Annotated in this window: 15 protein-coding genes; 11 read left to right on the top strand and 4 right to left on the bottom strand. The window is 66.8% G+C overall.

The window, feature by feature from the left end:
* From A5892_RS04880 to A5892_RS04870, 3 genes are all read right to left on the bottom strand, one after another.
* Positions 1–705, bottom strand: coding sequence for an HAD-IA family hydrolase (locus A5892_RS04880; RefSeq protein WP_064121848.1), 705 nt, complete (start codon positions 703–705; stop codon positions 1–3).
* 185 nt (positions 706–890) lie between these two features.
* Positions 891–1,475: an ATP-dependent Clp protease proteolytic subunit gene (locus A5892_RS04875; RefSeq protein ID WP_064121847.1), complete on the bottom strand. Its 585-nt coding sequence runs from the start codon at positions 1,473–1,475 to the stop codon at positions 891–893.
* 110 nt (positions 1,476–1,585) lie between these two features.
* Positions 1,586–2,443: a GNAT family N-acetyltransferase gene (locus A5892_RS04870; RefSeq protein WP_064121846.1), complete on the bottom strand. Its 858-nt coding sequence runs from the start codon at positions 2,441–2,443 to the stop codon at positions 1,586–1,588.
* Between the two features lie 222 nt (positions 2,444–2,665).
* Here A5892_RS04870 and A5892_RS04865 point away from each other — a divergent pair, with 222 nt between their 5' ends.
* From A5892_RS04865 to A5892_RS04825, 9 genes are all read left to right on the top strand, one after another.
* Positions 2,666–4,144: an aldehyde dehydrogenase family protein gene (locus A5892_RS04865; RefSeq protein WP_064121845.1), complete on the top strand. Its 1,479-nt coding sequence runs from the start codon at positions 2,666–2,668 to the stop codon at positions 4,142–4,144.
* 73 nt (positions 4,145–4,217) lie between these two features.
* Complete coding sequence (locus A5892_RS04860) at positions 4,218–5,546, top strand: NAD(P)/FAD-dependent oxidoreductase (protein WP_064121844.1); 1,329 nt, start codon at positions 4,218–4,220, stop codon at positions 5,544–5,546.
* A 221-nt stretch (positions 5,547–5,767) separates the two neighbouring features.
* Positions 5,768–6,442 (top strand): haloacid dehalogenase type II, encoded by a 675-nt coding sequence (locus tag A5892_RS04855; protein ID WP_064121843.1) that lies wholly within the window; start codon positions 5,768–5,770, stop codon positions 6,440–6,442.
* A gap of 23 nt (positions 6,443–6,465) precedes the next feature.
* Complete coding sequence (locus tag A5892_RS04850; protein ID WP_064121842.1) at positions 6,466–7,740, top strand: NAD(P)/FAD-dependent oxidoreductase; 1,275 nt, start codon at positions 6,466–6,468, stop codon at positions 7,738–7,740.
* 69 nt (positions 7,741–7,809) lie between these two features.
* Positions 7,810–9,447, top strand: coding sequence for an ABC transporter substrate-binding protein (locus A5892_RS04845; protein ID WP_064121841.1), 1,638 nt, complete (start codon positions 7,810–7,812; stop codon positions 9,445–9,447).
* Positions 9,448–9,528: 81 nt separating this feature from the next.
* A complete protein-coding gene (locus A5892_RS04840) occupies positions 9,529–10,482 on the top strand; it encodes an ABC transporter permease (RefSeq protein WP_064121840.1) in 954 nt (317 codons plus the stop codon).
* Complete coding sequence (locus tag A5892_RS04835; protein ID WP_064121839.1) at positions 10,482–11,360, top strand: ABC transporter permease; 879 nt, start codon at positions 10,482–10,484, stop codon at positions 11,358–11,360. Before A5892_RS04840 ends, A5892_RS04835 begins: the two co-directional genes overlap by 1 nt.
* A 3-nt stretch (positions 11,361–11,363) precedes the next feature.
* Positions 11,364–13,016, top strand: a complete 1,653-nt coding sequence (locus A5892_RS04830; protein ID WP_064121838.1) for an ABC transporter ATP-binding protein — start codon at positions 11,364–11,366, stop codon at positions 13,014–13,016.
* A 107-nt stretch (positions 13,017–13,123) separates the two neighbouring features.
* Positions 13,124–14,596: an NAD-dependent succinate-semialdehyde dehydrogenase gene (locus tag A5892_RS04825; protein WP_064121837.1), complete on the top strand. Its 1,473-nt coding sequence runs from the start codon at positions 13,124–13,126 to the stop codon at positions 14,594–14,596.
* 48 nt (positions 14,597–14,644) lie between these two features.
* Here A5892_RS04825 and A5892_RS20665 read toward each other — a convergent pair whose 3' ends face one another.
* On the bottom strand, positions 14,645–14,893 hold the full coding sequence (locus A5892_RS20665) for a hypothetical protein (protein ID WP_223302901.1): 249 nt from the start codon (positions 14,891–14,893) through the stop codon (positions 14,645–14,647).
* Here A5892_RS20665 and A5892_RS04820 point away from each other — a divergent pair.
* Complete coding sequence (locus A5892_RS04820) at positions 14,892–16,001, top strand: DUF1624 domain-containing protein (RefSeq protein ID WP_263281404.1); 1,110 nt, start codon at positions 14,892–14,894, stop codon at positions 15,999–16,001. The two genes, A5892_RS20665 and A5892_RS04820, sit on opposite strands and share 2 nt — an antisense overlap.
* Before the next feature lie 272 nt (positions 16,002–16,273).
* Complete coding sequence (locus A5892_RS04815) at positions 16,274–19,024, top strand: HAD-IC family P-type ATPase (protein ID WP_064121835.1); 2,751 nt, start codon at positions 16,274–16,276, stop codon at positions 19,022–19,024.
* Positions 19,025–19,039: the final 15 nt, after the last annotated feature.

The following is a 19,039-nucleotide window of genomic DNA, read 5'->3' as shown; positions in this document are numbered from 1 at the left end:
TCAACCAAGCTCGGCTTCGACAGCGTCGGCCAGCTGAGCAAGCGTGGTGAAGTGATGGTGCGGTTCGGTGTACTCGGACGCCTGGGTGCCGCCCGGTCCCGGCAGGCCATGGCGGCGCTCGATCCAGCACACCTGATAGCCGAGCCGCTTAGCGACGCCGATGTCGTGATACTGGCTCTGGGCGACGTGGAGGATCTCCTCGAAGACGATGCCCTGGGTGGAGAGACGACCGCGCGCATAGGCGAAGAACTGCGGATCGGGCTTCTCGAAGCGCACGTCGTCGACCGAGATCTTGTCGTCGAACGGCTGCTCCAGCGTACGGGCCATATGGTCGAGCGCCCAGTGGCGGGCGTTGGTCATCGCCACCAGCTTGAAGTGCCGTCTCAGCCGCTTGAGCGCGTCGACCGAATCGGGGAACGCAGGCCAATCCTTCACCGACTCGATCAGGCCGCGCGCGCCACCCGGCGCCTCGGGCCAACCGAAGGCAGAAATGATGTCGTAGTAGGTACGCTCGAGGTCGTCGGGATAGCGCGCGCACTTGTGCCGCTCCCGTGACGCGCGATAGACCGCGAGGATGTCCTCGTCGCTGACGCTCTCGGCGGCATCGCCGACGGACTTGCGCAGGTGTTCGAGGATGCCGCGCTCGAAATCGATCAGCGTACCGACCACGTCGAAGGTCAGTGCCTTGAATTGCTCAAATGACATATGCGCCTCGCAAAGCTCCGATGAAGTTGTTCGTTATGGCTTGCTTCATCATCAGTATGCCGAGCGAGGACGAACGACGGCGGCTGGAAATCGTCGCGGCGACGAGAGGGAATGCTTTATTGGCGGGCGGTTTCGGCAGGATCGTTCGAGCCCCTTCCAGCCGGGAAGAGGCGCGAACGCAACGCTCAATGCAGCTCGCGGGCGGAGCTGACCACTTTGCTCACCAGGCCATAGTCCACCGCCTCGGAAGCCGAGAGCCAGAAGTCGCGATCGGTATCCTGGCGAATCCGCTCGATCGGCTGGCCGGTCGCCTCGGCGAAGATCTGGTTGAGCCGTTCACGCATTCGCAGGATCTCCTTGGAGTAGATCGCGATGTCGCTCGACTGGCCCGAAAACCCGCCCGATGGCTGGTGAAGCAGGAAGCGGGTGTTTGGCAACGAGTAGCGGTTCTCCTTTTTCGCTGCGACGAAGATCAGCGCGCCGGCGCTTGCAACCCAACCCGAACCGATGGTGAGCACCGGCGACTCGATGAAGCGAATCGCGTCGAAGATCATGTCGCCGGACTCGACGTGCCCACCGGGAGAGCTGATGAACACCTGGATCGGCTCGTGGCTCAGGTAGTCCAGCGCGTGGAGCTGCTGCACCGTCTCGCGGGCAAGCTTCTGATCGATCTCTCCGGTGATGAAGACCTTGCGAGCATTGATCATGAATTCGAGCAGCTTGGCGCTGGTCGAGGTTTCCTTGTCTTTCTCTTCCGCCGCTGCGTTCATCTGCGCTGACCTCCATCGAGGACTCAATGACTCGCTCCATCGTCGCATCGGGAGCGGATTGACGACAAGCACAACCGGCACGTGCACCGCGGCGCTGAGACGTCGATGCCCTACCCCATCGCCTGGGTAATCATCCCGAACTGCCGCGTCGCGCCGCGTGGACTCGGGGCCTCGCCGCGCACCATCCGGATCGGGCTGTCGACCCGATCGAGCCCGCGCGCCGCCAGCCAGTCGGGGTCGAAGGCATCGTCGATCGCGTCCAAGCGCATGAAGCGCTGGGCTGCGTCTTCGAGCAGCGCATCGACCAGGCGCTCGGCCTGACCCTGGTTTTCAGCATAGATCGGCCCGATCGATTCGCCACGGCCGAAGGGCCGCCGCAGGGCAAAGGCGACCAATCGACCGTCGCGCTCGATGCCAACAGCCGCGTTGGCGGCGTCGAGCGCGACACCCAGCACGGGGACGCGACCATGGCCGCTGCCGGCTGCGGCGAGCTCCTCGAGCGCGCCGCGATCGGCCTCGTCTAGCCGGCGCAGGCCATTGGTACCGAGCGAGGCGCTCGACTGAGGAAGCGCCTCACCCTGGTGCTGGTGAACGTCTCCGACCCGCTCGAAGCCGAGCTTGCGATACAGCGGCGCGCCGGCCTCGGTGGCCACCAGCAGCGCGGTACGCGTACCTGCGAGTGCCAGCGCCTCCTGCATCAGCCGGCGCCCCAGGCCACGGCCTTGATGGTCGTCGGCGACGATCACCAGCCCGACACTCGCGCAGCGCCCCTGCGAGAGGCAAAAGGCGGTGCCGATCAGCCGCTCGCCATCGACCAGCGCAAGCCCCTCGCCCGCCCGCAGCAGCTGCGCCCAATCCTCGCGCCGGTGCGGCCAGGCGAGTGCCAGGGAGAGTTGGTGGGCGGCGTCGAGATCGGCGGCAGCGAGCGGGCGCAGTGCGAGACTGGAGCAAGCATCGGGCGAGGACATCTAGACGATTTCCATGTCGTTCTGGAGGACGCCTACTCTAGGCATCCGTCACCGGCATTTGCCACCGCCCAGGCCCAGGACGCGCGAATTCGGCAGATTCGGATGAAACCGCACGCCAGGAACGCATCATTTGCGCTGGGCGGCACCAAGCTCGGCACCCTGTGCCGGGAAAAACTCCCTAGCATGGAAGTCATCGACCACCGTCACCCAACGAGCCTCTCCATGCCCAGTTTCGACCCCGCCGACATCCAGGTCCCGAGCGCCCACTTCATCGATGGCCGGCTGCGCCCCGCCCCTGCGGTGCTGGATATCGCCCGGCCCTCCGACGGCGCGGTCTACGCCGGGCTCCCGCTCGGCGATGCCACGCTGGTCGACGAAGCGGTAGAGAGTGCCTGGCGCGCATTCAAGCGCTCCGACTGGGCCAGCCGGCCGCCGCGCGAACGCGCGCGGGCGATGCGCCGTTGGGCGGACCTGGTCGAGGCCGAGACCGAGCGCTTGGCAGCGCTCGAAGCGCTCGGTTCGACCCGGCCAATCGACCAGGCGGTCAGCTGGGACGTGCCCTACACCGCCGAGGGCATCCGCTTCTTCGCTGAGTTCGCCGACAAGCACGGCGGCGAAGTGGCCGCCACCGCGCGCGACAGCTTCGGCATGCAGGTCGCCGAACCGATCGGGGTGATCGGCGCGATCGTGCCGTGGAACTTCCCGCTCAGCCAGACCTGCTGGAAAGTCGGTCCCGCGCTCGCCGCCGGCAACGCAGTGGTGCTCAAGCCCTCCGAACTGACGCCGTTCTCGGCGGTGAGACTGGCGCAGCTCGCGGTCGAGGCCGGCATTCCGCCCGGCATCCTCAACGTCATCCAGGGCGACGGCCCGGCCACAGGTGATGCGCTGTGTCGCCACCCGAAGATCGGCAAGGTGACCTTCACTGGCTCGACCGCTACCGGCAGCGCGATCATGCAGGCCTGCGCGCAGTCGGGACCGAAGGCCGCGACGCTCGAGCTCGGCGGCAAGAGCCCACAGTTGGTGTTCGCCGACGCGGTGGATCTCGATCGCACCATTCGTACCGTGGCGGCGTCGATCACCGCCAACGCAGGCCAGGTCTGCGTCGCCGGCTCGCGGCTGCTGGTCGAGCGGGCGCTGCTCGAGCCGGTGATCGAGCGGATCGGACGGCTGTTCGACGCACTGCGCCCCGGACGCACCTGGGAAAGCGGCACCACCCTCGCGCCGATCGTCTCCGCCCGCCAGCTCGAACGAATCGACGAGATCGTCACGCGCGCCCGCGCCGCCGGCGCGGAGTGCCTGAGCGGTGGCGGTGTCTATGACGCGATCGAGGGCGGCCACTACTATCGCCCGACGCTGCTGGCGGTGAACGATGCCAGCAATCCAGCGGTGCGCGAGGAGATTTTCGGCCCGGTGCTGAGCATCCAGGCGTTCGACGACGAGGAGGAAGCCTTCGCCCTCGCCGAGCACGAGACCTATGGCCTCGCCGCCGGTGTCCACACTGCCGATCTGGGCCGCGCGCTGCGCGCAGTGCGCCGGATCGAGGCCGGTACGGTGTGGATCAACCGCTACGGGCGCAGCGATGACTACATCCTGCCGACCGGCGGCTACAAGCGTTCGGGCATCGGCAAGGACCTCGGCCGCGAGGCCTACCTGGCCAATCTGCGCTACAAAAGCGTGCTGATCGACATTGCCGCGAGCTAACGCGTATTGGCGCCCGCATGCGGATGCGTCGCTGACAGCCTAACCACAAGAACCGAACAACAGGAGTGGAAAAATGGGGGCCCATGTAGAAGCCGTTCGCGACAGCGTCGCACTTGCGCAGAGCGTCGACGTGGTGGTGATCGGCGGTGGGATCGTCGGGACCGCGGCGGCCTATGAACTGGCACGCAAGGGCGTCTCGGTGGCGCTTTTGGAGAAGGGCCGGATCGGCGCGGAGCAGTCGAGCCGTAACTGGGGCTGGTGCCGGCAGCAGAACCGCGACTTCCCTGAGCTGCCGCTGTCGATCTACAGCCTTCGGCGCTGGGAAGAGCTCGGCGCAGAGACCGGGCGCGAGCTCGGCTTTCGCCGCTCCGGGCTGGTCTATGCCAGCACCAAGGCCGCGGAGCTCGCGACCTGGGAAGCCTGGATCGACAAGGCCCGCGCCTACGGCTTCGTCAGCCACATGCTTTCTTCCAGCGAGGCCAAGCAGCGCACCCCCGGCAGCACCAGCGATTGGCTGGGCGGGCTGTGGTCGCCCAGCGACGGGCGCGCCGAGCCATCGCTGGCAAGCCCTGCGCTCGCGGCGGCAGGGCGGGATCTCGGCGCCTTCGTCCATCAAAACTGCGCGGTGCGCGGACTGGACATCAGCGCCGGCAGGGTCACCGGCGTCTGGACCGAACGCGGCCTGATCAAGGCGCAGAAAGTGATCTGTGCCGGCGGCGCCTGGAGCTCACGCTTCTGCCGGCGGCACGGCATCGACCTGCCGAATCTGAACGTGACCGGTACCGCGTTGAAGACCACCGTCGCCGCGGAGGTCATCTCCGGCGGGTTGGCGACTCCTGGGTTCGCCTTGAGAAGGCGCCTCGACGGCGCCTATTCGCTCTCGATCTCGGGCCGCGGTCGATTCGAACTGACCCCGCAGGGGCTGCGTCACGCGCCCAAGTTCCGGGCCGCCTTCAAAAGCCGCCTGGCGAGGCTCAAGTACCGCGTCGGCACCTCGTTCTTCTCCGGCCCCGAGGCGCTCGGCAGCTGGGCATTCGATGCCGTCTCACCGTTCGAGCGTCATCGGGTGCTCGACCCTCGCCCGGACCAGCAAATGGTCGAGGAGGCGCTGACCGCGCTGGTACGCGAATACCCGGCACTGGCCGGGATCAAGGCGGAGCAAGCCTGGGGCGGGCTGATCGATAGCACCCCGGACATCATTCCGGTGATCTCGCCGGTGGATCAACTGCCGGGATTCATCATCGCCTCGGGCTTCAGCGGCCACGGCTTCGGCATCGGCCCGGGCGCGGGGAGGCTGATCGCCGACCTGGCGGTATCCGATACTCCCATCGTCGACCCCGCCGCCTTCAGGCTCGAGCGTTTCAGCGATGGCAGCGAGATACGTCAGCCGAAGATGATGTAACCCACCGGGCGGCGGGAGCGACGGCGAGCCGGCGAATCGCCATTCGTCCCAGCCGCACCTCCTGCTGCCCCGGCCAGAGAAAAAAGCTTTTTGTTCCGCACCGGCCGCGCTTTCAGCGTCCTGCTCCAAAGCCGCGATGCTGTAATGGAGCCATGGGCGCGATTCGGCCTTCCACCTCCATGACCACTCGACCACCCGATACAACAAGGAACAACACCCCCATGAGCGAGATCATGCGTCCGAAGTTCATCACCTTCGACTGCTACGGCACGCTGACCAACTTCCAGATGGCGACGATGACGCGTGAGATCTTCGCCGAACGGATCCCGGAGCCGGCGCGGATGGAGCGCTTCGTCCGCGATTTCGGTGCCTATCGGTTCGATGAGGTGCTGGGCCCGTGGAAGCCTTATGTCGAGGTGGTCAAGGGCGCGCTCGAGCGCACCTGCAAGCGCTGGGGCATCGACTACATCGACGCCGACGGCCAGCGCTACTACGACGCGGTACCGACCTGGGGCCCGCATCCCGACGTAATCGAAGGCCTGTCGAAAATCGCCGACAAGATCCCGCTGGTGATCTACTCCAACGCCTGCGACGATCAGATCATGTCCAACGTCGCCAAGCTCGAAGTGCCTTTCCACAAGGTCTTCACCGCCGATACCTTCAAGGTCTACAAGCCGCGGCTAGCGGCCTTCGAGGCGATGATCGACACCCTCGGCTGCAATCCGGAAGACTTGCTCCACGTCTCCTCGAGCTTCCGCTACGACCTGATGTCGGCGCACTTCATGGGGATCAAGGACAAGGCCTTCGTCGCCCGCAACCATGAACCCTATGCGCCCGGCTACGGTGCCACCGAGATCGCCGACATCCGCGGTCTGCCTGCGCTGGTGGGCCTCTGATCCATTTCCGGGGAGCTTCAACGGTGAAATTCGACTCCTACTGGCTCGATACCGCCCCACCCTTCGAGCACGCCGCGAGCGCGCCGCCCGAAGGCCGCTTCGACGTCGCGGTGGTCGGCGGCGGCTTCACCGGGCTCTCCGCGGCACGGGCGCTGTCCCGCGCCGGTGCCTCAGTGGCGCTGCTCGAAGCCGGCCGGATCATCGGAGAGGCCTCGGGGCGCAACGGCGGCCAGTGCAACACCGGCGTCGCCCAGGACTACGGCGCCCTGGTCCAGCGGCTCGGCCGCGATCGCGCGCAGCGCTGCTACCAGGCCTATGCCGATGCGGTGGAGAGCGTCGAGCGGGTAATTCGCGACGAGCGCATCGACTGCGCCTTCCTCAGGCACGGCAAGCTCAAGCTGGCGGCCAAGCCTGCGCATTACGAGCAGCTCGCGCGCACCTGCGAGCTGATTCGCCAGGACGTGGATCCCGACGTGGAGATGATCCCCGCCTCGCGGATCGGCGAGGAGGTCGCCTCGCCGCTGTTCCACGGCGGCCTGCTGCAGCGCAACGGCGGCCAGATGCATATGGGTCGCTTCGGTGTCGGCCTGGCCACTGCGGCGGCGCGCCACGGGGCCAGCATCTTCGAGCATGCGGCGGTCAGCGCGATCGATCGCCGCGCAAGCGGCGTGCGCATCACCACTACGCGCGGAGAGATAGAAGCCAACGAGGTGCTGATCAGTACCGGCGCCTCTCAGGTCGGCCCGCTCAAATGGTATCGCCGCCGCATGGCGCCGGTCGGCAGCTTCATCGTGGTCACCGAACCGCTCGATCGCGAGCGGCTGGATCGCCTGCTGCCGAAGCGGCGCGCCTACGTCACCAGCCGGATCATCGGGCACTATTTCCGGGTCACCCCGGACGACCGCCTGCTGTTCGGTGGCAGAGCCCGCTTCGCCATGTCCAATCTCCACTCGGATGCCAAGAGCGGTGCGCTGCTGCGCGCCGGGCTCGAGGCGACCTTTCCGGAACTGGCGGGAGTGAAGCTCGACTACTGCTGGGGCGGGCTGGTCGACATGACCCGCGACCGGCTGCCGCGCGCCGGCAGCCACGACGGCCTGTACCATTCGATGGGCTACAGCGGCCACGGCGTGCAGATGTCGGTGCACATGGGCGAGAGAATGGCCGCCACGCTGCTGGGCGCCTCCGACGCCAACCCCTGGGCGGATTTCGATTGGCCAGCGATTCCAGGCCACTTCGGCGAGCCCTGGTTCCTGCCGCTGGTCGGCGCCTGGTATCGACTGCAGGACCGCCTCCACTAACGACACCGCCAAGCCAACGAAGCTGCCTCCTGGCACTACAAAAATCCCAACGCACTACGGAGAAGCCGAATGACCGACCACAAGAACTCCATTCCCGGGCTGATCGGCCCAGAACAAAGCACTCGGCTGTTCGAAGCGATGCACCGTGGCCTGTCACGGCGCGACGCATTGAAGGCCCTAGGTGCCGCTGGCCTGTTCGCCGCCAGTGCGGGCTCGATGTTCGGCAGCGGCGTCGGCTATGCCGCCGAACCCGCGGGCACGCCCACCCGCGGCGGCCGCATCCGGGTGGCCGCCCACTCGGCCTCGACCTCGGATACCCTCGACCCCGCCCTGGGCGCGACCGCGATCGACTATGTCCGCCATGCGACGTTCTACAATGGCCTGACCGTGTTCGATGAAACGCTCACTCCCCAGCCTGCGCTGGCCGAGCACTTCGAAACCACCGACGGCGGCACGACCTGGCTGTTCACCCTGCGCTCAGGGGTCACCTTCCACGACGGCAAGTCGCTCGAGCCCGCGGACGTGATCTTCTCGCTCGGCCGCCACAAGGACCCGAATACCGGCTCCAAGGTGATGTCGCTGGCCGAGCAGATCTCCACAGTGGAGGCAGTAGGTGACCGCCAGGTGCGGATCGTGCTGAGCTCGCCCAACGTCGAGCTGCCCTCGATCCTCGCGGTCTCGCACATGATGATCGTGCAGGCCGGCACCACGGATTTCACCAAGGGGATCGGCACCGGTCCGTTCCGCTGCCAGGAGTTCAATCCCGGCGTGCGCTCGGTGGCGGTACGCAACGAAAACTACTGGAAGGAAGGTCGCCCCTATCTCGACGAGATCGAAATGGTCGGGATCGGCGACGAATCCTCGCGGGTCAACGCGCTGCTCTCCGGCGACGTGCAGCTGGTCAACAACGTCAGCGGCCGCTCCGCATCGCGGGTGGAGAACTCCGGCGCCCATGCGATCAAGGCGAGCAATTCGGGCAACTACAGCGACCTGGTGATGCGCGTCGACCAAGAGCCGACCAGCCGGCCCGAATTCGTCGAGGCAATGAAGTACCTGTTCGACCGCGAGCAGATCAAGCGTGCGGTATTTCGCAACTACGCCGAGATCGCCAACGACCAGCCGATCGCCCAGAGCAATCGCTACTACTTCGACGGCCTGCCGCAGCGTGAGTACGACCCGGAGCGCGCCCGCGCCCTGCTCGCCAAAGCGGGCGTCCAGGGTGCGAGGCTGCCGATCGTCGCTTCGCCTGCGGCCAACGGCTCCGAGGACATGGCGGTGCTGCTCCAGCAGTCCGCGCAGCAGGCAGGCCTCAACCTGACCGTCAACCGGGTGCCCTCCGACGGCTACTGGTCGAACCATTGGATGAAGCACCCGCTCGGCTTCGGCAACATCAACCCGCGGCCGACCGCCAACATCCTGCTCTCGCAGTTCTTCCAATCGAGCGCGCCGTGGAACGAGTCGGGCTGGCAGAACGAGCAGTTCGACCAGCTGCTGGTGCTCTCGCGCCAGGAGCCGGACGAAGCCAAGCGCATGCAGATGTACGCCGACATGCAGACGCTGATCCATGACCATGCGGGAATCGGCATCCCGGTGTTCATCAGCGACATCGACGGCTACGACACCAGGCTCAAGGGCTACGAGCGCTCGATCCCACTCGGTGGATTCATGGGCTATTCGTTCCCCGAGCACGTCTGGTGGGAAGCCTGAGGCCGACACTGTTCCATCGTTCGTCCCCGTGGGGCGCCCGTCGTACGGGCGCCCCGCTAGAGGCCACTCAGGAGCCCTCCCATGCGTAACCCTATCCTGCGTCTGCTGCTCGGTCGGCTCGCCTCCGGGGTGCTGACCCTGCTGATCGTCTCGCTGGTGATTTTCGCGATCACTTCGCTGCTGCCGGGCGACGCCGCCCAGCAGATCCTCGGCCAGTTCGCCACCCCCGAGCAGGTCGCTGCGCTGCGCACCCAGCTCGGCCTCGACCAACCGGCGCCGCTGCGCTACTTCAATTGGCTGATCGGCTTGGTCAGCGGTGATCTCGGCCAGTCGGTGAGCAACGCCTTGCCGGTGTCCACGCTGATGGCCGGCCGACTGCCCAACTCGCTGATCCTCGCGGGGGTCACTACCGCGGTCTCGGTGCCGATCGCCCTGGCGCTGGGGATCATCTCGGCGATGCGCCGCGGCGGCGCGATCGACCGGGTGCTCAACGTCTTCACCCTGTCGATGGTGGCGGTGCCTGAATTCCTGGTCGCGACCATCGCGGTGCTGATCTTCGCCGTCCATCTCGGCTGGCTGCCGGCGCTCTCCTACGTCTCGAGCGTCGAGAACCTCGGCGACTTCATGCGCATCTACGCGATGCCGGTGCTGACGCTGTGCTGCGTGCTGATCGCCCAGATGGCGAGGATGACCCGCGCCGCACTGATCGACCAGCTCGACAGCCCCTACATCGAGATGGCCCAGCTCAAGGGTGTAGGCCCGCTGCGGCGGGTGCTGCGCCACGCGCTGCCCAACTCGCTCGGCCCGATCGCCAACGCGGTGGCGCTGAGCCTTTCCTACCTGCTCGGCGGGGTGATCATCGTCGAGACGATCTTCAACTACCCCGGCATCGCGAGCCTGATGGTCGACGCCGTCGCTAACCGCGACCTGGCACTGGTACAGGCCTGCGCAATGCTGTTCTGCAGCGCCTACCTGGTACTGGTCATCGCCGCCGATCTCTGCGCGATCCTCTCCAACCCGAGGCTGAGAACCTGATGAGCCAAGCAAACTCTCCCCGCGCGGCGGGCAGTCAGCTGCCCGTCGCCTCGCCCAGCCGACGCAACCGCGCACCGCGCTACGCCATGCGCTGGATCGGCGCGATCCTGTTCGGCTTCTGGGTACTGGTGGCGATCTTCGGCCCGATGCTCGCCCCGCACCCGGTCGGTGCGCTGGTCGGCGACGATATGTTCGCCGGTGCGAGCGCGGCCTTCCCTCTCGGTACCGACTACCTCGGCCGGGACATGCTCAGCCGGATCCTCACCGGCGCACGCTATACCGTCGGCCTGGCACTGATCGCCGCGCTGCTGGCCAGCTCGATCGGCGCAAGCCTTGGGATTCTCGCCGCTCTGGCGCCCAAGTGGCTCGACGAGACGGTCAGCCGGCTCAACGATGCGCTGATCTCGATTCCGAGCAAGATGCTCGCGCTGGTGATGGTCTCCGCCTTCGGCGCCTCGATCCCGCTGCTGATCATCACCGCGGTGCTCAGCTACGCCCCCGGTGCGTTTCGCATCTCGAGAAGCCTCGCGGCCAACCTCACCACCCTCGAGTACGTCCAGGTGGCCCGCACCCGTGGCGAAGGGCGGCTCTACATCGCCGGGGTCGAACTGCTGCCGAACATGATTCATCCGGTACTCGCCGACATGGGCATGCGCTTCGTGTTCATCGTCCTGCTGCTCAGCGGGATGAGCTTCCTCGGCCTCGGCGTGCAGCCACCGATCGCGGATCTCGGCTCGCTGGTGCGCGAGAACATCGGCGGGCTGAGCGAAGGGGCGCTGGCGGTGATCGCCCCGGCGGTGGCAATCGGCACGCTCACCATCGGTGCCAACCTGCTGATCGACAGCCTCTCCGCAAGCCGCGACCAACAGGGAGACTGACCCATGCTCGGCGAACCCATCGAAGTACAAGACCTGCTGGTCACCGCGGTCAATCCCGCCGGAGAAGAGATCGAGATCGTCAAACGGATCGGCTTCTCGCTCGCGGCGGGGGAAGTGCTGGCGCTGATCGGCGAATCCGGCTCGGGCAAGACCACCATTGCGCTTTCCCTGCTCGGCTATGCCCGGCGCGGCTGCCGCATCTCGGGCGGCAGCGTACGGCTCGGCGAGACCGAGGTGCTGAAGCTGCCGGCGAAGGAGCTGCGCGACCTGCGCGGCCACCGCGTGGCCTACATCGCGCAGAGCGCGGCGGCCTCGTTCAATCCGGCCAAGACCCTGATGGAGCAGGTGATCGAAGCCGCGTTGATCCACAAGGTGATGAGCCGCGAGGAGGCCGAGGCCAAGGCGGTCGGGCTGTTCCGTGAACTGGCGCTGCCGGATCCGGACAGCATCGGCGCACGCTACCCGCACCAGGTCTCCGGCGGCCAGCTGCAGCGACTGATGGCAGCGATGGCGCTGATCACCGATCCGGCGCTGGTGATCCTCGACGAGCCGACCACCGCACTCGACGTGACCACCCAGATCGAGGTGCTGCGCGCGTTCAAGCGCGTGGTGCGCGAACGCGGCACCACCGCGATCTACGTCTCCCACGACCTCGCCGTGGTCGCCCAGATGGCCGATCGCGTGCTGGTGCTCAACGGCGGCGAGATCCAGGAGCAGGGAGAGATCGAACAGATCCTCGAGCATCCCGCCCACCCCTATACCCAAAGCCTGCTCGAGGCCGCCCGCCCCGACCAGAAGCTCTCCCCGCCGCCGACCACGCCGGGCGCCGAGCTTTTGCGCATCGACGACCTGCAGGTCGGCTACGGCTCGCGTAATGCCGAAGGCATACCGGCCAAAGTGGTGCTCGACCACATCCAGCTCAATCTCGCCCGCGGCCGGGCGCTCGGCGTGATCGGCGAGTCCGGCTCGGGCAAGTCGACGCTGGCGCGCACCGTCGCTGGGTTGATCGGCCCATCGCGAGGCGCAGTGCAGTTCGACCGCCGCGAGCTGTCGCCGACGCTCAAGGGCCGCACGCCGGATCAGTTCCGCCGCATCCAGATGGTGTTCCAGAGCGCCGACAATGCGCTCAACCCCTCGCACAGCATCGAGCGCATCCTGACTCGTCCGCTCGATACCTATTTCGAGCTCGATGGCCGTGAGCGCAAGCGCCGGGTGGCCGAGCTGATGGACCTGGTCAAGCTGCCCCAGGCGCTGCTCAAGAGGCGTCCCGGTGAGCTTTCGGGCGGCCAGAAGCAGCGCGTCAACCTCGCCCGGGCGCTCGCCGCCAAGCCCGACCTGCTGCTCTGCGACGAGGTCACCTCGGCGCTCGACACCGTGGTGGGCGCGGCGATCCTCGAGCTGCTGGTCGAGCTGCGGCGCGAACTCGGCGTCTCCTACCTGTTCATCAGCCACGATATCTCCACCGTTCGCGCCCTGTGCGACGAGGTGATGGTGCTGTTCCAGGGCCGCTGCGTCGAACAGGGACCGTGTCGGGAAGTGATCCAGAATCCGCAGCACCCCTATACCCAGCGGCTGATCGGCTCGGTGCCCGAACTCAGGCGCGGCTGGCTCGAGTCGCGCCCGAGCTTCACCGATTCGCTGGAAGCCCTGGCATGAATACGCATACCGATCGCGGCCTTGCGGCTTGCCGGCTCGCCGTTTCGCGCACGTCCACTTTGGCCGCTCACTGAAACCGTCTGCACTGACACACCTGGAAGACCATCATGACCCATCCCAATTTCCCTCTCGAACGCCTAGCCGATACCGGGCTGCTGCGCACCCAAGCCTTCATCGGCGGCGAATGGTGCGACGCCGACGACGGCGCCACCCTGGAGGTGATCGACCCTGCGAGCAATCGACCGATCGCTGCGATCGCCGCGCTCCAAGCGGTCGAAACCCGCCGTGCGATCGAGGCCGCCGAGGCCGCGTGGCCGGCCTGGCGCGCGCGCCCGGCCGCCGAACGCGCGATGCTGCTCGAGCGCTGGCACGCGCTGATCCTCGAGCACCTCGATGACCTGGCGACGCTGATGACCCTCGAGCAGGGCAAGCCGCTGGATGAAGCATGCGGAGAGATCCGCTACGGCGCGTCGTTCGTCAAATGGTTCGCCGAGGAGGCGCGCCGCATCTATGGCGACACCATTCCATCGCCGAGCAGCGACCGACGGATCCTGGTGCTCAAGCAGCCGGTCGGAGTCGTCGCCGCGATCACACCGTGGAACTTCCCCAACGCGATGATCACCCGCAAGTGCGCCCCGGCGCTCGCCGCTGGCTGCCCGATCGTGATCAAGCCCTCAGAGCTGACCCCGCTGTCGGCGCTGGCGCTGGCCGAGCTTGCCGATCGCGCCGGCTTCCCGCCCGGGGTGTTCAGCGTGGTCACCGGGCTGCCGCAGGGCATCGGCGCCGAGCTCACCGGCAACCCCGCGGTCCGCAAGCTGTCGTTCACCGGCTCCACCCAGGTGGGCCGCCTGCTGATGCGCCAGAGCGCGGACGACATCAAGCGCCTGAGCCTCGAGCTCGGCGGCAACGCCCCCTTGATCGTGTTCGACGATGCGGATATCGAGCTCGCGGTGGCGGGCGCGATGGTGAGCAAGTTCCGCAATGCCGGGCAGACCTGCGTCTGCGCCAACCGCATTCTGGTGCAGGGCGGCATCCATGACCGCTTCGTCGCACGCCTTGCCGAGGAGATCGCCAAGCTCAAATGCGGCGCGGGCTTCGAGCCAGGCGTCCAGCTCGGGCCGCTGATCAACCATGCCGCGGTTGAGAAAGTCGCCCGCCACGTCGATGACGCGCTGTCCAAGGGCGCAAGCGCCGTGGTCGGTGGCAGCCCCAAAGGCGAGGACCAGTTCGTCGCCCCGACCCTGCTCACCGGTGTCGATACCGGCATGCTGATCTGCAACGAGGAGACTTTCGGCCCGGTGGCGCCGATCATCCGCTTCGATACCGAGGAAGAGGCGATCGCGATCGCCAATGCGACCCCCTTCGGCCTGGCCGCCTACTTCTTCACCGGCGAGATGAAACGCGCCTGGCGGGTCACCGAGGCGCTCGAATTCGGCATGGTCGGGCTCAATACCGGCTCGGTGTCGATGGAGGTCGCCCCGTTCGGCGGGGTCAAACAGTCCGGCCTCGGTCGCGAAGGCTCCAAGTACGGGTTGGATGAGTATCTCGAGAACAAGGCCTTTCATATCGGCGGGCTGTGAACGCCAGGCCCATCGGCCGGTCTCGGGGGTAGCCCCCGAGACCGGGTTTCAGCCGAACAGGCACCAAGCACCGGCATTTCGAACAACAAATCCCAGGCGCTGCGAAACCCACGGGTAGCGGTACGCCCGAGTATCAACACGCGCCTTCTCGGACAAGACACCGGACGCTGAAATGAAATCTTCCTCCGCTTCGCCTTCGATCACCACCCACGCCAGCAGCGCTGCCAAAAGCACCACGCGAGCCTCGACGCGCCTTATGTCGATCGACGCCCTGCGGGGCCTGGTGATCGTCTTCATGCTGCTGGACCACGTGCGTGAAACCTTCTTCCTGCACGCCCAGGTACTGGATCCAATGGTCGTCGACGAGACGACTCCCGACTTGTTCTTCAGCCGCATGCTCAGCCATGTCTGCGCCCCGGTCTTCGTCTTCCTGACCGGTCTTTCGGCCTATCTCTACGCATCCAAGCCCGGCAACGGGCGTGCGGCGGTATCGGGTTTTCTGTTCAAGCGCGGGCTCTTCCTGGTGCTGTTGGAGGTCACCCTGGTGAACTTCGCCTGGACCTTCCAATTCCCGCCCAGCACGGTCTACCTGCAAGTCATCTGGGCCATCGGCCTGAGCATGATCGCGCTCTCCGCCCTGGTCTGGCTGCCCCGCGCCGCCGTGGCGGCCATCGGTATCGCGATCGTCGCCGGTCATAACCTGCTCGACGGTGTGCACTTCCCTCCCGGGCACCTGCTGAACGTCCCCTGGGCCATCCTGCACGACCGCGGTTGGATCGAGGCCGCCGACACCCTGCGACTGCGCACCTCCTATCCGTTACTGCCCTGGATCGGCGTCATCGCACTCGGCTACGCGCTGGGTCCGCTGTTCGGCGCGAAGGTGAAAGCCGAGCAGCGCAAGCGGACCTTGCTGCTGGGCGGCTTCGCGCTGATCCTCGGCTTCGTCGCGCTGCGCGCGATCAACGTCTACGGCGATGCGCCCTGGACGGTGCACCAGAGCGCGCTCTCGACGCTGATGAGCTTTTTCAACATTACCAAATATCCCCCCTCGCTTTTGTTCATCATGCTCACGCTCGGCATCGGAGCACTGCTGTTGCGCTGGTTCGAGCAGTTGCAAGAACGCGCCCAGGGCAGCGGCACGCTCGGCTGGCCGATCGCCCAGCTGGTGACGTTCGGCGCGGCACCGATGTTCTTCTATCTGCTCCACCTCTATGTCCTCAAGGTGCTCTATCTCGGCGCCGTCGGCGTTTGGGGCGCCAACCAGGGCGAATACTTCGGCTTCAGCGCCATGTGGATGGTCTGGGTGACCACCATAGTGCTGGCCGTGGCGCTTTATTATCCGGTGCGCGCCTTCGCCTCGTTCAAGGCCCGTCGCCGCGACATCGCCTGGCTCAAGTACCTCTGAGCGCGAGGCTTGGCGGCGCCGATCAGGCAGCGGCGGTCATCGCACCGTGTCGATGCGCCGCTTCGATTCCATTTACGCTGAACGAAGCCGCTGGATGCGCATATCTGGCGAAAATATGCCTAGAATCTTAAAGAAACGGGGCATTGGATGGCCTCTCTTCGGCTACGCGCCAGCGAGCCTGGCCGAAGAGATGCCCGGCAGATAAATCCCGCACCATCTTCGTCCCCGATGCCCGACCGTCGCCGAACCGTTTCGGCCGACCAGGAGATGTCATGGACGCGGCGAAGAAGCGCTCACCTGCTTGGCACGCTCTCGATGAACAGAGCGTGCTGAAGACGTTGGAAAGCACGGCTCAAGGACTCACATCGGACGAGGCCAAGGCGCGCCAAGCGCACTACGGCCGCAACCTGCTGCCGACACCGCCGAGGCGGCATCCACTGCTGCGCTTGCTGTCCCATTTCAACAACGCCTTGATCCTGTTCCTGCTCGCCGCGGCGGTGCTGGCGCTCGCGATGGGGCACTTCGTCGACGCGGCGGTGATCGCGGCGGTGGTGGTGGTCAATGCGATGGTCGGCTTCATCCAGGAGGGGCGCGCCGAACGCTCATTGGCGGCGCTGCGTGCCATGCTGGCACCGCACGCCCGGGTCATGCGCGACGGCCATCGCCTGCAGATCGACGTCGCCGACCTGGTGCCCGGCGACGTGGTCTTGCTGGAGGCCGGGGACCGCGTCCCCGCCGACCTGCGCCTGCTGCGGGTGCGCGGCATGCTGATCGACGAAGCAGCGCTGACCGGCGAGTCGGTCGCCGCGGAGAAGCTCGAGGCCGCGGTCACCGCCAACGCCGCGCTCGGCGATCGCAGTTCGATGGCCTACTCCGGCACCCTGGTCGCCGCCGGCCAGGGCAGCGCCGTGGTGGTGGCCACCGGCGCGGCCACCGAGATCGGCCGGATCAGCGGGCTGCTGGCCGCGGTGGAGACCATGACCACCCCGCTGCTGCGCAAGATCAACCAGTTCGGCCGCCGTTTCACCGTGCTCGCGATCCTCGGCTCGGCGCTGCTGCTGGGGTTCGCGATCCTGGTGCGCGGCTACGACTGGCTGGACGCGCTGATGATCACCGTGGCGCTGGCGGTCGGGGTCGTCCCCGAGAGCCTGCCGGCGGTGATCACCATCACCCTGGCCATCGGCGTGCAGCGTATGGCTGGACGCAATGCCATCGTGCGGCGACTTCCAGCGGTCGAAACGCTTGGAGCCACCACGGTGATCTGCTCGGACAAGACCGGCACCCTCACCCGCAACGAGATGACCGCGGTGCGCCTGGTCAGCGCCGACGGTGAGATCACCGTCAGTGGCTCCGGCTACTCTCCAGACGGCGTTCTGTCCGAACCGCCGAGCCCGGCTGCCAGCGCACTGATCGACTCAGGCCTTTACTGCAACGACGCCGAACTCGCGCAGCAGGATGGCAACTGGAGAGTCGACGGCGACCCGATGGAGGGCGCGCTCTTGGCACTGGCGATGAAGGCCGGGCGGGACGTCACCGCCCAACGGCTCGCCCAGCCGCGTCTGGACGAGATCCCGTTCGATGCCCAGCATCGCTTCATGGCGACCTTGCATCGCGCCGGACCGGGGGAAGAAGGCGTGGTGCTGCATGTGAAGGGCGCCCCGGAGCGCATCCTGGCGATGTGCACCCGACAACTCGGCAGCGATGGCAGCCTAGCGCCACTCGACGAGGCCTACTGGAACGCCGCCATCGCGCGGGCCGCCTCGGCGGGCGAACGCGTGCTCGGTTTCGCCAGCGTACGGCTGGCGGATCATCCAGCGCATCTCGGCTTCGAGCATGTCAGCGAACTGGTGCTCTCCGGGGTGATCGGCTTCATCGACCCGCCGCGCGCCGAGGCCACCGCCGCCGTCGCTGACTGCCGCAGCGCAGGCATCTCGGTCAAGATGATCACCGGCGACCATGCGGCCACCGCCAGCGCCATCGCGCATCAGCTCGGCATCGCCAAGGCGCCTGAAGTGCTCACCGGCCATGACCTCGACACCATCAGCGATGCCGACCTCCCCGCGAGCGTGCAGCGCGCCAGCGTGTTCGCGCGAACCAGCCCTGAGCACAAGCTGCGCGTCGTCGGAGCGCTGCAGTCGCAGGGCGCGGTGGTGGCGATGACCGGCGATGGGGTCAACGATGCGCCCGCGCTAAAGCGCGCCGATGTCGGCGTCGCCATGGGCGACAAGGGCACCGAAGCCGCCAAGGAGGCCGCCGAGATGGTGCTGGCCGATGACAACTTCGCCTCGATCGTGGCCGCCGTGCATGAAGGACGCACCGTCTACGACAACATTCGCAAGGTCGTGGCCTGGACCCTGCCGACCAACGGCGGCGAGGCGCTGACCATCATCGCGGCGCTGTTGATGGGCCTGACGCTACCGATGACTGCCCCGCAAATCCTCTGGATCAACATGGTGCTGACCATCACCCTCGGCCTGGTGCTGGCGTTCGAGCCGGCCGAGCCAGGCGTCATGCGCCGCCCACCCCGCGCGCCGCATGCGCCCTTGATCTCGCCTTTCATGCTGTGGCGAATCGTGCTGGTGTCGGTGCTCTTCGCCATCGGCGCCTTCGGCATCTATGCCTGGGCGATCGCGCGCGGCTTCGATGTGGCGACCGCGCGCACCATGGTGGTCAACGTGCTCTGCGTGATGGAGATCTTCTACCTGTTCAGCGTGCGCTACCTGCACATGTCCTCGTTCAGCATGGGCGGCCTGCGCGGCACGCCCGCGGTGCTGTGGGCGGTCGGCGGGGTGATCATCGCCCAGCTGGCCTTCACCTACGCCCCCTGGATGCAGCGCCTGTTCGACACCCGGGCGGTGCCGCTCACCGATGGCCTGGTGATCGTCGCCATCGGTGTGGCGGTGCTGCTCATCCTCGAGATCGAGAAGAGCGTGCTGCGCCGACTGGATTTCTTCGACGAGCTGCGCGCGGCACGGCCCGAGACGACGAGCGACGAGGCGTCATCGCCGCAAAATCCCAGCTGAGCGGCATCGATAGCG

Source organism: Halotalea alkalilenta, from assembly GCF_001648175.1.
Lineage (GTDB): Bacteria > Pseudomonadota > Gammaproteobacteria > Pseudomonadales > Halomonadaceae > Halotalea > Halotalea alkalilenta_A.
The sequence above is the reverse complement of the archived record's forward strand: the minus strand, read 5'-3'. Positions and strand labels throughout refer to the sequence as shown.